16 protein-coding genes are annotated in these 15,622 nt (G+C 37.8%); 6 read left to right on the plus strand and 10 right to left on the minus strand.

Translation table 11 applies throughout. From position 1 onward, the window contains the following. Positions 1 to 58: 58 nt before the first annotated feature. From ORD22_RS06210 to ORD22_RS06225, 4 genes are all read left to right on the plus strand, one after another. Entirely contained in the window at positions 59 to 1,324 is a 1,266-nt protein-coding gene (locus ORD22_RS06210) for an AAA family ATPase (protein WP_317645063.1), read from the plus strand. Between the two features lie 193 nt (positions 1,325 to 1,517). After that, positions 1,518 to 2,237, plus strand: coding sequence for a toast rack family protein (locus tag ORD22_RS06215; protein WP_317645064.1), 720 nt, complete (start codon positions 1,518 to 1,520; stop codon positions 2,235 to 2,237). A 223-nt stretch (positions 2,238 to 2,460) separates the two neighbouring features. Continuing rightward, positions 2,461 to 4,881, plus strand: coding sequence for a Lon protease family protein (locus ORD22_RS06220; protein ID WP_317645065.1), 2,421 nt, complete (start codon positions 2,461 to 2,463; stop codon positions 4,879 to 4,881). A 300-nt stretch (positions 4,882 to 5,181) separates the two neighbouring features. Next, complete coding sequence (locus ORD22_RS06225) at positions 5,182 to 6,243, plus strand: acyltransferase family protein (RefSeq protein WP_317645066.1); 1,062 nt, start codon at positions 5,182 to 5,184, stop codon at positions 6,241 to 6,243. A gap of 176 nt (positions 6,244 to 6,419) precedes the next feature. Here ORD22_RS06225 and ORD22_RS06230 read toward each other — a convergent pair whose 3' ends face one another. The 5 genes from ORD22_RS06230 to ccsB all read right to left on the minus strand — a co-directional run bounded on the left by ORD22_RS06230 (position 6,420) and on the right by ccsB (position 11,769). Next, positions 6,420 to 6,947 carry a hypothetical protein gene (locus ORD22_RS06230; RefSeq protein WP_317645067.1) on the minus strand — a complete coding sequence of 176 codons (528 nt, stop codon included), beginning with the start codon at positions 6,945 to 6,947 and terminating at the stop codon, positions 6,420 to 6,422. A gap of 57 nt (positions 6,948 to 7,004) precedes the next feature. Continuing rightward, complete coding sequence (locus ORD22_RS06235; protein WP_317645068.1) at positions 7,005 to 7,130, minus strand: hypothetical protein; 126 nt, start codon at positions 7,128 to 7,130, stop codon at positions 7,005 to 7,007. A 90-nt stretch (positions 7,131 to 7,220) separates the two neighbouring features. After that, on the minus strand, positions 7,221 to 7,940 hold the full coding sequence (locus ORD22_RS06240) for a VCBS repeat-containing protein (protein WP_317645069.1): 720 nt from the start codon (positions 7,938 to 7,940) through the stop codon (positions 7,221 to 7,223). A 127-nt stretch (positions 7,941 to 8,067) separates the two neighbouring features. After that, positions 8,068 to 10,350, minus strand: a complete 2,283-nt coding sequence (locus ORD22_RS06245) for an excinuclease ABC subunit UvrA (protein ID WP_317645070.1) — start codon at positions 10,348 to 10,350, stop codon at positions 8,068 to 8,070. Between the two features lie 246 nt (positions 10,351 to 10,596). Further along, positions 10,597 to 11,769 (minus strand): c-type cytochrome biogenesis protein CcsB, encoded by a 1,173-nt coding sequence (gene ccsB / locus ORD22_RS06250; protein ID WP_317645071.1) that lies wholly within the window; start codon positions 11,767 to 11,769, stop codon positions 10,597 to 10,599. A 165-nt stretch (positions 11,770 to 11,934) separates the two neighbouring features. On the opposite strand from ccsB, the gene ORD22_RS06255 reads away from it, so the two are divergent. Then, positions 11,935 to 13,236 (plus strand): sensor histidine kinase, encoded by a 1,302-nt coding sequence (locus tag ORD22_RS06255; RefSeq protein ID WP_317645072.1) that lies wholly within the window; start codon positions 11,935 to 11,937, stop codon positions 13,234 to 13,236. After that, positions 13,223 to 13,951: a LytR/AlgR family response regulator transcription factor gene (locus ORD22_RS06260; RefSeq protein WP_317645172.1), complete on the plus strand. Its 729-nt coding sequence runs from the start codon at positions 13,223 to 13,225 to the stop codon at positions 13,949 to 13,951. The genes ORD22_RS06255 and ORD22_RS06260 overlap by 14 nt, the downstream gene beginning before the upstream one ends. A gap of 121 nt (positions 13,952 to 14,072) precedes the next feature. Here ORD22_RS06260 and ORD22_RS06265 read toward each other — a convergent pair whose 3' ends face one another. Genes ORD22_RS06265 through ORD22_RS06285 form a run of 5 tightly spaced genes read right to left on the minus strand, consistent with a single transcriptional unit; the run spans position 14,073 to position 15,608 of the window. Beyond that, positions 14,073 to 14,330 (minus strand): hypothetical protein, encoded by a 258-nt coding sequence (locus tag ORD22_RS06265; RefSeq protein WP_317645073.1) that lies wholly within the window; start codon positions 14,328 to 14,330, stop codon positions 14,073 to 14,075. 3 nt (positions 14,331 to 14,333) lie between these two features. Then, on the minus strand, positions 14,334 to 14,513 hold the full coding sequence (locus ORD22_RS06270) for a hypothetical protein (RefSeq protein ID WP_317645074.1): 180 nt from the start codon (positions 14,511 to 14,513) through the stop codon (positions 14,334 to 14,336). Positions 14,514 to 14,524: 11 nt separating this feature from the next. Next, the gene (locus ORD22_RS06275; RefSeq protein ID WP_317645075.1) at positions 14,525 to 14,761 is read right to left on the minus strand and encodes an ATP-dependent Lon protease; all 237 of its coding nucleotides are present in this window, start codon (positions 14,759 to 14,761) and stop codon (positions 14,525 to 14,527) included. Between the two features lie 31 nt (positions 14,762 to 14,792). Then, the gene (locus ORD22_RS06280) at positions 14,793 to 15,143 is read right to left on the minus strand and encodes a DUF2200 domain-containing protein (protein ID WP_317645076.1); all 351 of its coding nucleotides are present in this window, start codon (positions 15,141 to 15,143) and stop codon (positions 14,793 to 14,795) included. Between the two features lie 51 nt (positions 15,144 to 15,194). Continuing rightward, entirely contained in the window at positions 15,195 to 15,608 is a 414-nt protein-coding gene (locus tag ORD22_RS06285) for a DUF4275 family protein (RefSeq protein ID WP_317645077.1), read from the minus strand. Positions 15,609 to 15,622: the final 14 nt, after the last annotated feature.

Here is a 15,622-nt window from a genome sequence, read left to right on the forward strand (position 1 = left end):
CTATCGATCCTCCTTTTTTGGGGGATCTACTCATATATAAAGGAGAATTTAAAATCGTATGAAACCATCATTTTTACTCCCTTTAGACGCAGCACACTATGAAAAGCTACCGTATTTTCAAAATTATGGTGTCGTCATACAAGCCATTCTAGACAAACTCACCGCGCATTCACCCGCTGATTGGAAACTGATCCAAGTAGAGGAATTCTCCTCTTATACAGAAACGATGCTTCCCGAGCTCATCCATCACAAACGCTTGCCTTATGAATCTCTTTGCCATCTATATCAAACACTACCAACCGAGAAAATCCGACAAGATGATTCGACCAATGGTTTCGCACTACAAACGGCAGAAACAATCGATAATCAGTTACTCTTTTTCCCAGAGCATCAACTTGCAGTGGCGAATATTAGCTATTATGTCGCTACCGGCTCCACATGGTCAGAGCATACCGTCTTCGCGCCATCAGCTGATCACGTCAAACGATTCATAGAAAAGTTGAATCACTTACAACGCCAAGCGATGAAAACGAATATTACATATTTGGTCGATACTGAAGAAGGAATTGAAAAGAAGACGTACGGACTAGGTACACAAATCGAACGTAGTGATGTGTTGCTAGACGAACATTTAAAAAATGAATTATTCCGTTCGATTGATGAATTCTTTTCGAATGATGGTGCGTTTTTCAAAGAATACGGTCTTCCATACAAACGCGGAATCTTACTGTATGGCTCTCCAGGTAACGGTAAGACAACACTCGTCCGTTCCATCACGGGAACAACAGACGCGCCAGTCGTTTATTGGCAAATTACTGAATTTACAGGCAGTCATTCTGTACAGGAAGTGTTTTCGACTGTAGAACGACTCGCACCCGCAATACTCGTGATCGAGGATATCGACTCCATGCCCGAGCATATGAGAAGCACATTTTTGAATATTCTAGACGGCGTACATGTCCGTGACGGCCTCTTTATTATCGGCACGACTAATTATCCTGAACGAATCGACCCTGCGCTTATTAACCGCGCTGGACGTTTTGACAGCACGTATGAGATCCCCTCTCCTACTGAAGAAGTGAGGAAACAATATATCGAGAAACTCGATAAGAAAAAGATTTTGCAAGAACCACAAATAGGAGATATCGCCAAACAAACAAAAGGCTTATCCATCTCGCAGTTAAACGAGTTGTATATGTCCATTGCGCTTACCTATCATTATGATGATATGATTATTTATGAAGAGCGTATCCAGCAATTACAAAAGCAGCATCGACAAGCCACTCGTCATGACTGGGATGGCGGTTCAGAAATAGGGTTTTAATGTTTGACACAAAAAGGATGCAATACCGCAATGGTTTTGCATCCTTTGTTATCTACTTATCTTACCTCACATTCTCTAATTCGCCGTACTTAAAAATATGTTTAGACCTAGGATACGTCATACTGTAAGCTATAAATTGTACACCTAAAATAATATAGTAGAAAGTAGAGTCCATAAAAAAGGAGCGGGTTAAATGAAGAAGTTTTTAGTGGTTGGGTTAATTATAGGTGTCCTAGTTATGCTAGGCATCATAGGCTATCAGTGGTTCAGTGGGAATTCTACTGAACGTGAAGTCACTATTGAAAAAGATGAAGCTACATCACTAGCAGTAAACGTCCAATTCGATGCAGGCGAACTAGTCATCCAAGGCGGATCTACAAACTGGTTAGATGCTATATTTGATACGAAAGATGAAAAATTTCTTCCTAACGTAACGTATACGAATAAAAAAGATACGGGTGTACTAACAGTTAAACCAAAATCTAATATTTTCCGATTTAATAAAGGCAAACAAAAGAATTACTGGGACATTCAACTCAATAATGACATACCTATTGATTTAGATGTGGATATGGGCGTATCGAAAGCAACATTGAACTTGAACGGAATACAACTGAACAACTTAACAATTGATAGCGGTGTCAGCGACTCTACTATTGACTTAAGTGGTGAGCGGCAGAATGACCTTCAAGGCGATATTGATGTAGGAGTTGGAAAGATGACACTCCTTCTACCAAAACAGACTGGCGTCAAACTGATTGTAGATAAAGGACTTGGCACACTTGAATTAAAAGATTTTATCGCACAAAGTAGAAACGTATATGTTAATGAAGCGTATACCGATAAAGGAACGACTATCGAAATAGACGTTGATCTAGGTGTAGGTACTTTGAAGGTAGACCTTGTCGAATAAAAATGATCGGTGTACCCTTATGAGTAAACCTGCGACACCAATGTCAGCGTTCCAGTGTTTTACCATTCGCTATGCACGTAACGAAATATGGAATATGCACAACCAAAAGCCTTTCACTCCACTACAACGGAATGAAAGGCTTTTTTCTAATTATTGCGTGTACTCCTATTATTTTGGGTATACAGAAAGTAGAGACGAAAATATTGTTGTGAGGTGAATTTAATTGGCAAATTCCAACGGACAATCTATTAAACAGAAAACCGCCTTGGAACCAACAGATTTAAAAAAAGTTGTAGATAGCTCGATGTTTACATTCGAATCAACCGAACAAGCTGAAAAGTTAACAACGATCGTTGGACAACAACGTGCCCGTAAAGTAATGAATTTTGGCCTACACGTGAATAAACCCGGATATAATTTATACGTCAGCGGGATCGTAGGCACCGGGAAAACTTCCTTTGTGAATTCAGTCGTGAATGACTTCGCTAATAGAGAGGCTAAACTTTTCGACTGGTGCTATGTGAATAACTTTGAAGACGAGTATAAGCCTAAAGTGTTAAAACTCCCGGCTGGATTAGGTAAGAAACTTCAAAAGTCTATGGAAAACTTGTTGAATGATTTAAAAGTAGATATCCCAAGTACTTTCACCGAAGACAATCATCAAAAAAATCGTGCATCCATTATTCGGAAATATAAAGAAAAGATAGAAAACGTGTATAAACAGACCGATCAAACGGCGACCGATTATGGATTTTTGCTCAAACAGTCCGGTTCAACGATTTTAACTATACCTATGGGTGAAGACGGACAACCTCTGAGTGAAGAAGCCTATAAAGCAATGGATGAAAAACAACTGGCTACTATGGAAAAGGACTCTACCAAATTACAAGAAATCATACTGGAAGCTACAAAATCTATTCACCATTTTGAACAAGAGTTGAAAAGATCATTAACTGGCTTTGATCATCAAACAGCCCTTATCGCAATTGACTATCAGATAGATGAGTTAAAAAAGAGTTATAAAGATTGTCCTGAAGTGATGCAACATGTAAAAGCCGTTCGAAAAGATCTTGTAGAAAACTTTCATATTTTTTTACCACATGAATCTACACAAGAAGAAAAGCAACTAGGCATTCTGTTTACAGACGAACAACAGGCGTTTAAAAAATATACAATTAACGTGCTTGTTGATCATAGTAAAACAGTAGGTATGCCTGTCATTTCGGCGGACAATCCTACTTTTTATAATTTAATTGGCAAGGTAGAATATGAAAACCGAATGGGTATTATGAGCACTGATTTCACTAAAATAAAACCAGGCTATCTTCATCATGCGAATGGCGGGTATCTCATCATTCAAGCGAAAGATATTTTTTCAAAAAGCCAAGCGTGGGAAGGATTAAAAAGAGCCTTATTGACCCATAAACTACAAATTGAGAATATAGGCGAGCACACAAGCATCATTGCGACAGCATCGGTTAATCCAGCCCCTATTCCTTTAGATGTAAAAGTCATTATTATTGGCAATATGGATATCTACCAAATTCTCTATACTCATGATGAAGATTTCCGCAAACTTTTTAAAATTCGTGTGGACTTTGATATTGAAATGAAATACAACGAGGACAATATAACAGCATTGGTAAGTTTTATTCATACACATTGCAAAAAACATGGACTGCGACATTTTGACCGTTCAGCTGTCGCAAAAATTATAGAATATAGCTCACGTCTCGCTGGGCACCAAAACAAATTATCTACACGGTTCAACCTTCAAGTTGAACTGCTTTACGAAGCGGATGCATGGGCAAGCATGATGGGTGACGACCTCGTTTCAGCTAAACATATTGAAAAAGCCATTCAGGAAAAGATCTATCGTTCAAACTTATATGAGGAAAAAGTTCAAGCAAGCATTGATGAAGGAAGTGTTTTGATTGATACAACTGGTGAAAAAGTTGGTCAGGTAAATGGCTTGGCCGTTTATGATTTAGGGCAATATCGTTTCGGTAAACCTAGCCGTATTACTGCAACCACTTTTATGGGAAGGAAAGGTTTTGTCAATATTGAAAGAGAAAGCCAAATGAGCGGTAATATTCATAATAAAGGCGTCTATATACTAGGTGGGTATTTGGGTCAAAAGTTTGCTCAAACGTATCCATTAGTAGTAACCGCACATATTGCGTTTGAACAATCGTATGGCGGCGTAGACGGTGATAGTGCGTCGAGTACAGAGCTCTATGCGATTCTGTCAAGTTTAGCAGAAGTCCCAATCGATCAAGGGTTAGCAGTAACCGGCTCCGTCAATCAAAACGGAGAAATTCAACCGATCGGTGGCGTGAATGAAAAAATTGAAGGATTTTATGCTGTTTGTAAAAGTAAAGGGTTGACAGGCACACAAGGTGTACTCATCCCCCATCAAAACGTCAAGAACTTGACGCTGAACGATGAAGTCATTGAAGCCGTCCGTGATGGACAGTTCCACATTTATAAAGTACAAACGATTGAAGAAGGAATAGAAATTTTAACTGGCCTCCCTGCTGGCCAACCGGATGAACATGGTGAGTATGAAAAAGAAACGGTGTATGGAAAAGTTGCAGAAAAACTGCGGATGTTTATGGAATTTGCGAAAGAGCAGGAGAAGTGAATGGTTATGGAATCGATCACACGTAGTTACTAAGCAATCTACCAATGTCCACAATATGATCTCTAGTAAAACTATCGTTTACTAAATAATTATAGCCGCGGGAAAAGCATCTTCCTGCGGCTTACGCTGATTGTAGTGAGTAAATGTAATACATTATTCATGCAAACGTAATATACAAAGAAAATTCTCCTATCTATTTCCAACTTACTTACATTCCTAAGTCTTTTTTGTTACATAATAATCAAGACTGCAATTAGGTTGTACAATGGAAATACGTCAATTTTCTTGAGGTGCTTTATTATGAATAAGAAACGCTTAACCTGGGTAGATGGTGCCAAAGGATTTTTAATGATTCTTGTCGTCATTGGTCATTACCCTGGACAGCTTGAATTCCCACTCGCTAAGTATATTTATTGGTTTCACATGCCGGCCTTCTTTATTTTAAGTGGTTTGTTTTTTAAACCTGTACTAGAAAAAGGCTTCATGAGACTCTCGATTCATAAACGATTTATGCAGTTGATTGTCCCCTATTTGTTTTTCCTTTTAAGCATTACGCTAATTCGTTACGGGATAGAAATTAGTTCGGGCAATATGGACATATCATGGTATGCACATGATTTTTGGACACTCGTTGTCGGCGGCCGTTTTGCGCGTGGTGCGTACGGTGTTTTCTGGTTTGTAACAACGCTTTTCTTTACGTATTTATTCTTCTTATGGTTGACTACATACTTTAGCCGCACGAAACAAATCATTATTTTGATTATTTCTTATTGCATTGCCCACTATGAAAGTATTTTTGCGATGCGTGTCATTGGTGGCGCACCCGATACTGCGTCCCAAACAGTCCCAATGATTTGGAATATCGATGTTGCACTTATGGCAGTCATCTATTTTTCTCTCGGGTATTATATGAAGAGTGTTTGGATGAACATTTCGGGAAGATGGTTAATCGCGGGATTGGTAGGTAGTGTAGTAGCCATTGTACTCGATGCCATTCATGTAATCGACTACCATTTGAGCATGAAATTTTTACGCTATGAGCATTTCATTCTAGATTTGATCATTCCACTTTCGTTCACGCTCGTAGTAGTTGGCGTATTCCAACGCATGGCTGCCAAGCTGTCAGTAAAATGGCTGCAAAAAATCGAGAAACACTCTTTAACAATTATGTACTTGCACATCTTCACAGATATTTTGTTAAATGATTACTTTACCTATGGCATTGTTGGCTTCACGGCATTCGGCTTGGGTATTCCAATCCTATTTTCCATCATCATACAAAAGTATTTACCGAATGGAAAGGTACTCGTTGGCGGGTTTTCACCAAAAAAGATCAATACCAGCCGGGTACTATCTCATTAACAGAATGATCGTGCCCTTTTTCTGTTAAGTATGCGGTAGGATTTGAACATGATACAAAACTCACATTAAAAGATATTGAGCAATATGAGTAAATGAAAACGTAGAATGAGGCGCACAGTAGATTAGCTGTGCGCCTTTTACTTGAACATGAATATTACTAAAACGTAGATATCGTATTATGTGCAGTCTTTACTAGTTATTCCTAGTGTATCTCCATCAAGTTCTAACAAAAAATTATTATCCCAATTGATTGACTCCTTACATGTGATTGATAACTTATTATTGAACCAACCAGTAAATTTAATCATATCTATCATTTCTAATGGACTTTCCAAAAGTGTCTTATCATTTATATTTGATTCTATCTTTTCGATACTATAATCGTCAGCTATTATGAATTCGCCTGATGGCGTTACAGTTAAACTTTGATATAGATGGTGAGACTCATATTCAATTACTTCTCCACTTAGACAATCCATTTGAAATAAATAATCTGAAGTAAGAACTAGAACTTTATTATATTTCTTCGATAATGCAACAGCCCGTGGTGCCCCTCTGAATTCACCACACCACTCAGTAAAATCCTCGTTCTCAAATTTTACCCATGTCCAACTTTGGGAATTCCATGGACTTATAACATCATAAATCCTCTCCTTGTATTGTCCCGAATATGGTTGGTCTATTATTTCTGCTTTCGTTATCAACTCGTTCGCCCCCCCATAAAAAATTGGGTATTTATCATGATTATTTATTCACGAACCCTATTCAGTATCTAGTACATGATACAATTTCTCTTCAATTAAATAAAGCACCGCTATATTCGGTGCTAATTTCGTTTTATCTTCACTTTCTGGTTTGGCTGCTTGTCGGTAAAAAATTCTTCTCAAATAGAAGTACTTCCGCTTATCTTTATAGTCCGTTCATTATACTCGACACAAGGCCTTTCATCATTACAATTCATCCAATCAAATCATATTTTAGCCACCAAAAATAGCCAAATACTGGTTTTCCAATTCAAATCGATTGTTCTTCCATCCTAACGTATTCATAATAAATCCTAGAGAATCCGCATTATATCTCCCTGCTATTTTTTGATAAGCCAATAATTCACAAACGCCATTCCCATCAAAATCTATCGGATACAAACCACTTAATGGGTTCACAAAACCACTGATCGGTTGTTTTAACTTTCCGTTTCTATCATATACTTCGTTTAAATAGTCCGCCCCTTTTAGCGATAGATCAATCATATACGTTTCATTGTTCAATTTACTTGTTACTAGCACCTTGTAATGATCGAGATATGTCACTTCGTATGAATACAAGTTATTATACGCTTCAAAGTCAAACAGCCATGTTGGTTTATTGCCCATATAGGAAACTATATAATAGTTCATTATCCCGCCACTGCCACCTGTAGCCATACTTATTAAAATCTCCTCCACACCATTACCAGTAAAATCTCCTACGTATAGCGTAGGATTGTAGCCCACATTTTCCTTAAGCGCAACACTAGTCAACATGCCCGTTCTCCCATCTCGCACATGAAGCGTAATCTGCTGAACGAATGGGCTATCTGCAGTTTTTGTCCCTGTTAAATACACGTGGTCAGGTATTCTATCTCCCGTAACATCTCCTGTAGTGGACGCTACAACCATCGGGCGACTTGCTGTATCGCTAGAATGATGATTAGTCATCATGGCACTCCTTCCCCCTGATTTGATTGCCTAATCTATCCTATGGGTTCTTTGGGTATTTGCTACTCAGTAAAAAAACAGATGCCACTATCGGAAACAAAAAAGATGTCAGTTGCCTATTCTTCTTTTATAAAACAGATGATCCCTCTACCCCAAGCCGAAGCCACTTCGCAGTTGGCGTGTCCGCATGTACCATCTCTTCCGGCGTTCCTTCAAAAAGTATTTGCCCGCCATTCTTCCCACCTTCTGGACCTAGCTCAATCACCCAGTCACTTGCCGCAATAAAGTCTATATTATGTTCAATAATCACTACTGAATTTCCTTTATTGACAAGACTTTGAAAGACGTCCAACAATCGCGCATTATCATGTACATGCAGCCCTAAAGACGGTTCATCCAGTAAATAGATTTGTCCTTCTTTTTTCAAATGACTTGCTAGTTTAAGACGCTGCACTTCACCGCCACTTAATGAACTTGTCGTTTGGCCCAATGTCAGATACCCTAGTCCCACATCTTTTAGCGTGTCTACTTTTTCCACGATTTTAGGCATTGTAAAATAGTGATTCGCTTCGTCAATCGTTAACTGTAAAATTTCCACTATATTTTTACCCTCGTAACGATAGGACAATGCTTCATCTGAATACCTCGTTCCGCCACAAGCTTCACAAGGAATCGTCACTGGATCCGCAAAGGCTACGTCTGGAGTCGTGACGCCTTTCCCATCACATACCGGACACGCACCTAATGAATTAAAACTAAACAAGCCCGCTGGTTGGCCCGTAGCTTTCGCAAAAATCTTACGAATATCATCCATTATGCCCATATACGTTGCGAGTGTTGAACGACAGGAAGTTCCTATACTGCCTTGACCTACCATAATCGCCTCGCCATAACTTTTTGGGAATGCTTCAAACAGTAACGAACTTTTACCAGAACCCGATACACCGCATATCGAAACGAAAACATGCTTAGGGATATCTACGCTGACATCTTTTAAATTATTAGTCATTGCATTCTTTATCGCAAAATACTCTTCACTACCTCTTGGCTGTTTATTTATTTCCAACGTATGATCCAGGTTTGTCACCGCCGAAGCATTATTCAACCCTTCAGGCGTTCCTTGGTAGACAATTTCTCCGCCATGTACGCCTGCTCCTGGACCCATCTCAATGATTTCATCCGCCACTTTTATAACAGATAAATCATGTTCGATGACGATTACAGTATTATGATTTGCTTGCAAACTTTTCAGCATGTGTAGTAATAAATCTACTTCTTCAGGATGAAGTCCTGCACTCGGTTCGTCGAAAATGTACGTCAGATTATTTAAACTGCTCCCTAAATGACGCGCGATTTTCACCCGCTGCGCTTCACCACCAGATAACGTTCCTATTTTTCTTGCCAGACTTAAATAGCCTAAACCTAAATCTACTAGTTGTTTAATATTCGGTATAGCTTGTTGCGTGATAGACTTTCCTAGTGGATCCTGAATTCTCTTAAGTTCACTGTGTAATTCTGTCAGTTCTAGTTGATCATACTCGGCAATATTGTAACCATTTATTTTACATTTCAAAACTTCTGGATTTAAGCCTGAACCGAAGCAAGTCGGACATATTGTACGCGTAGAAACTGCTAATACCTCATCCTGAGATGTTTGTTTTAGCTTCGAAACGTCGCGATTAATATATAGCCGTACAAATCTAGGCAATAACCCGTCCCACTCATGATCCTGAGGTCCGCCTTTCGTATGAAAAGGTGCAAAAACTTGCTCACCTTCTGGAGGACCATAAATTAATAAATCATACGTTTCTTTAGGATAGTCTTTTATCGGTAGATCCGGATCAAATAACCCCCCAGTCATCATCCACCGACCTTGCCAGCCTGAAGGGGATAACGGCTTAAACTGTACTGCATATTCACGCAACGATTTATTGGGATCAATCATCTTATGTAAATCCGGAGCTACAACCTCGCCAAATCCACTACATTGCGGACATCTACCAAATGAACTTTGGCTCGAAAAGTCCGTAGCGGAACTTATAGACGGACTCCCAATTCTAGAAAATAGCAACCGAATCAATGGATGGATATCCATATACGTACCTACCGTAGAACGTGAATTGCCAACTACCGCTTTTTGCTCAACAACGACGACTGGACTCAAATGCTGCATAAGATCCGCACTCGGTCTTTCGTATCGAGGCATTTGATTCCTCACATATAGTGGATAGTTCAGCGTCATTTGTCTTCTACTTTCTGTAGCTAACGTATCAAATACAACTGAACTCTTTCCAGAACCTGAAAGTCCTGTAAATACCGTGAGTTGTTCTTTCGGGATATTCAAATCTATATTTTTTAAATTATTTTCTTGTAGTCCACGTAAGATTATTTCATCTTTATTTTTTGACATGCGTTCGACCTCCCTAGCTGTATATATTTGATTGTCTTGTAAAGGGTTTGCCTATTTTTCATAACTAACATTATATTACGGCATAAAAATAGACTGTAGAGTGAAATAAACTCTACAGACTTAGTTTGATCTACTAACAATTATTTATCAAGCACTCAACTGATTCCGGTTTAAACGTCAAGCATTATTGAATTTTCAACCCAACGATGCGATCATTCAAAATTGACTATAAAACAAAGTATTTACCTAGGCATAAGAATGCAATCCTGAAATTACCAGATTGACAAATACCTGATTGAACACAATTAGACCGAAACCTACAATTGACATCCAGGCAGTCCGCTTTCCTTCCCATCCTTGCGATGTCCGTAGATGTAAAAAGGCGGCATAAAATAGCCAGGTGATAAGAGCCCATACTTCTTTTGGATCCCACCCCCAAAATCGCCCCCACGCAAGATGAGCCCATATCATAGCAAACAATAGACCACCCAGCGAGAATAAAGGGAAACCGATGACGACTGCTCGATATGACATCTCATCCATCACCCTTGAGTTCACTCTCTTAGTAAATGGTTTTAGTAATTGGATTATGTTCTTTCCGGTTAGCTTTCGAATAATCAGATATAAAAAGGAACCTATTAATAACGACCACAGAATAGTGTTAACCTTTTTTGCATCGATAAAGCTAGGGACTTCTATGAGTCCGATAGATTGTTCAACATCCACTAGTACGGCATTTTGATTCACGATAATTGCAGGCAACATATATGTCACTTGAACTGTCTTCTGTTCTTCACCTTCAAACCGAATCAATTTTTCGTCGGATATATTTGAAAAAATGAATGAGCTCATGATAAATCCTAATAATATAACTAGACAATACATGACGAATTCCAAGCTCTTTGTGTGCACGGTCTTTAATTCAACATCTAACACGCATAGTAAATAAATAACTCCTGTTGCAAACGCTATTGATAGTATGGCACTTGAAAAGGCTACAGTAATAACATGTATAGATAGCCAATTACTTTGTAGCGCTGGAATTAGTGGTGAAGCTTCACTCATAAAAACTCCCCCAAATCCCATAACGATTAGTGAAAAAGGGATCGAAAATAACACCAATACCATTTGTTTATATAACTGGTATAGTAGTAATGAACTTGTAACAAGCATAATGCCGAAAAACGTCATAAATTCATACATATTGCTTACGGGTGCATGACCAATCGCAAGCCATCTAAGTACAAAATAAGTTAGTTGTAATAATAACGCTGAATAGGTTAAGCCTATACCCAGCCGTTTTGTCCACTCTTTTTTTGAGGTAACCGATAATCCAACCGGCACAATAGCAACTAATAACATGATAAATGCCACCAATAATGTTTGATTACTTATTTCAATTAAACTTTCACCGTTCATTTTATATTCCTCCAGACACCATAATGAATTTATACAGATAATCATGCATAAGTTTCAAACTCATTATAGACATGCCTGAATGATTTAGGGTACTTTTATCTTAAACGTATCAAATTCAATCTTGAACGTACTGGAAAAATGAACACAAAATACAGAGGTGACGATTTGACAACTACATTTGTCCTCTTTAGTTTATTCAATTTCTTTATCATCTATGGATCATTGTTTTATATTATGAATTTACATGTTACTATAAAACGATTCATTTTATGTATGCTCGTTAATGCACTTGTTTCAGTGCTAGCGTACATATTTCCGCAATCAATTTGGATTTCGATTGCCGTTAGCATTACTTTAAGTACTGGATTAATTTATTTATTTTCAAAACAACATATGGTCTATTTTCATTTACTAACTATTTATATTTCTAGTATCTTGGTAGAATATGCTGTACTATTTTTAGTGAGCATTTTTCATTTATCGTTAGTCGTTCATGGTAGTTTAATCGTACTACTACTTACAATTATAATGCTTGGATATAAAAAATTCCTTACCCACTACAATTGGAATCAAGTAAATCTTGCGATACGATCTCAAATGGTATTATTCCTTATCGCAACTATCACTATTATCGTCTTTTATAAACTGATTTTTGTCACTGCCCAAAAGGGTGATATCCAAATTTCCATAACCAATTTAATAATTCTGTCCTCATACTTTATAATCATGATCACCTTGACCCGAATTCTTTTATTTACAATGATGAAGGAGCAAAGTATCAACGCGAAACTCATCGAGCAACAATTATTTAACCAATACATGCAATCACTGGAACAAGTTAATCGGGACATGCAGAATTTCCGACACGATCACGCAAACATACTTCTTTCTTTGCGTGGCTATATCGAGAACGACGATATTATCGGACTTAAAAAGTATTTTGAGGAGAAAATTGTAAAGGTAGAGCAGCAGACCTTATTTAAAAACCAACTATTTAGTCAGTTGGATCGGCTTCAGATAATTGAAATTAAGGGATTAATTTCGACTAAACTATTACTTGCGGATGAATTATCTATACCCATTTCTGTAGAAGTGCCAAAAATGATTAAAGATATTTCTATTGACCGGCTCCATTTATCACGTATTTTGGGAGTTTTCTTAGATAATGCAATTGAAGCATCTGCTTCATTGGATGCACCTCAAATTAATTTGGCTTTCCTTTCTATGACTAACGAAATCATTATTGTCATCGAAAATAAACTATTGAATAGCGAGATAAGCATTCAACAATTATTTACGGAACGATATTCGACAAAAGGTGAACATAGAGGATTCGGGTTGTCTTCAGTCAGAAATGTTTTATCCGGGTACCCGAATATTACTTGGAATTCACGAATAGAAAATCAATGGTTTATTCATGAAATCATTATCAGGGAGAGGATTACAGTTGAGGGTGATCATATGTGAAGATAATCTAGTGCAAAGGGAATTTATTTATAAAGAAATTATGAACTATACAAGCTTCCATGAGCCAAGTATTGAATTGGTTTTATGTACAAATACTCCAGACGAGGTATTATCCTACCTGAATAATTATCAAGCAGACTGCTATTTCTTAGACATCGAGTTAGATCATCAATTAGATGGGATGGAATTAGCCATGGAGATTCGAAAAAAAGATCCATTAGCCACTATTATTTTTATTACAACTCACGCAGATCGACTTAAACTTACTTTTACTTATAAATTGGCCGCACTTGACTTTATCGTGAAAGATACACCTGATCAAATAGCCACACAAGTTAAAGAAGCATTACAAGCTGCATTTGAAAAATATATACAATTTGCTGAAGTGGTTCCTACAGAACTCATTCAAATAAATATTGGAGAACGTATTAAAAATATAGCGCTTCAGGATATTTATTTTTTCGAAACTTCTACGATTCCACATAAGTTGACTTTATATGAAAAAAACGGTTTTTATGAATTTTATGGAAGACTGAAAGATTTTGAGGAAGTGAATCCCTCATTCTATCGATGTCACAAAAGTTTTTTAATTAACCTGCAGCATGTGAAAGAATTGGATAAAAAGAAACGCACGGTAACAATGTCAAATGGAGCTATATGTGTAATTTCGTTTCGTGCGTTTCGAGAACTACAAAGTAGACTATCCGCTTATTAGTGACCGGTACCCGGTTCTTAAACCAATGGGTCTTCAACGAGAACCTGGGTATCGTCAGTTTTGAGCATTACTCTTCGTACAGCTACTGTCTCGACATCCATTTCGTACTACTGTTCAATGACTACATATCCACACACAAATTAATTCTCACAATCATTTCAATAAGAGGGGGTGTGAAACTTTCCGGAATCATCGGTGAAGGTTTATACTGTGTGATATTCGTCAGACCAAAAGAAGCCTCCTCCACAACAGCCAAGTCTAGTTCTTTGACTCCCTGAATTTCGCCGATCAAATGATAATCTGCTACGAAATAAGTTGTACCATCATCATTTTCACAAGCTCTAAATACTTCCGCTTCTTTTCTAGGATCTATACCCAACCGCTAAAAAAATTCTTGTACAGGTGCAGAGGAGCGAACGACTGCTTTTGTATAATCCATACAATCAGAACAACCACAATGTCGTTTATCAGAAATCAGCGGAAGTTCCGCATACAAAGCTCCTGTTTTTTTGCACATCCACATGAACAACACGTCCATTGATGTTGAGCTGCTCCATTTCAAACCTCCCCACCTCACTCATTGCCACTGTTTTCCTTTTCGGCTCTTTCAATCATATATCTCTCATACGCATCCTTCACATGATCATTTGCATCAACTGGTACAACGTGTTTATGTATCTCCACTAACAAAAGAAACGATCTAAAAATAACTATCACAATAATTGTACAGACGAGAAAAATTCCAATCGGTCCAGTGAGAGCTAAAATCCCCAAAAGACCCCCAACAACAATCGAGAAAAATAACTTCATAAAATCCCCCTTCCTACTAAAACCCTACCACTTACTTCCGCAAAATCTTCTCCATTGCTTTTCCTTTTGCTAACTCATCAATTAACTTATCCAAATAGCGAATTTCCCGCATCGTCGGCTCTTCAATTTCCTCCACTCGAACACCACAAATCACACCTTTGATCAACGTTCGTGAAGGATTCATTTTTGGCGCATCGGCAAAGAACGTCTCAAAATCTGTCTGTTTCAATAGAAGTGCGTCGAATTCTTCTTCGCTATAGCCTGTCAACCATAGAATGATTTCATCAACTTCCTCCTTCGTGCGACCTTTTCTCTCTGCTTTCTTAATATATAATGGATAGACACTTGCGAGACTCATTGTATAAATCTTGTGTTTAGTCATAGTACATCCTACCTTTCTCAGTAACTTTATTCATCATATCATTAAACGTATTTATCCCATTTCTATAAAATACGGTCCAAGCCAGTCATTTTCATGCGTTATGATAAAAGTCCATTGATGATCCTGATCCATTACATATAGATCTTGATAATCCATATTCCACTCATCCCTCGGCAAGTCCTGCACACTAAGATTCTTAGCATGCTGAACTAAATAAGCATCATCCGAAAATTGATAAAATATAGTGCATTGCTTTTTGTTTTTCTTCTCGAATGCACTAATCGCTTCTTCCTTTTCAAGACATTCTACCTTTTCATAACTACAAAGATGCCACAAAAACTGATCCATATAAATTTCTTTTCGCTCTTCTATTGTTAGGTTTGCAGCAAAACTCTCAATCCATTTACCACGTAAATAGCGCCCCCACTTTGGTATGTCTAGTACGTTTAACTCTTTATTTTGCATAGACTTCAACCTTT

Origin of the sequence: Sporosarcina sp. GW1-11 (assembly GCF_033088395.1) — a bacterium.
Classification (GTDB): Bacteria; Bacillota; Bacilli; order Bacillales_A; family Planococcaceae; genus Sporosarcina.

Coding starts and splice junctions, on each gene's coding strand:
- ORD22_RS06210 (WP_317645063.1), top strand. CDS start 59: ATGAAACCATCATTTTTACTCCCTTTAGACGCAGCACACTATGAAAAG.
- ORD22_RS06280 (WP_317645076.1), bottom strand. CDS start 15,143: ATGACTAAACACAAGATTTATACAATGAGTCTCGCAAGTGTCTATCCA.
- ORD22_RS06285 (WP_317645077.1), bottom strand. CDS start 15,608: ATGCAAAATAAAGAGTTAAACGTACTAGACATACCAAAGTGGGGGCGC.
- ORD22_RS06215 (WP_317645064.1), top strand. CDS start 1,518: ATGAAGAAGTTTTTAGTGGTTGGGTTAATTATAGGTGTCCTAGTTATG.
- ORD22_RS06275 (WP_317645075.1), bottom strand. CDS start 14,761: ATGAAGTTATTTTTCTCGATTGTTGTTGGGGGTCTTTTGGGGATTTTA.
- ORD22_RS06240 (WP_317645069.1), bottom strand. CDS start 7,940: ATGACTAATCATCATTCTAGCGATACAGCAAGTCGCCCGATGGTTGTA.
- ccsB (WP_317645071.1), bottom strand. CDS start 11,769: ATGAACGGTGAAAGTTTAATTGAAATAAGTAATCAAACATTATTGGTG.
- ORD22_RS06245 (WP_317645070.1), bottom strand. CDS start 10,350: ATGTCAAAAAATAAAGATGAAATAATCTTACGTGGACTACAAGAAAAT.
- ORD22_RS06225 (WP_317645066.1), top strand. CDS start 5,182: ATGAATAAGAAACGCTTAACCTGGGTAGATGGTGCCAAAGGATTTTTA.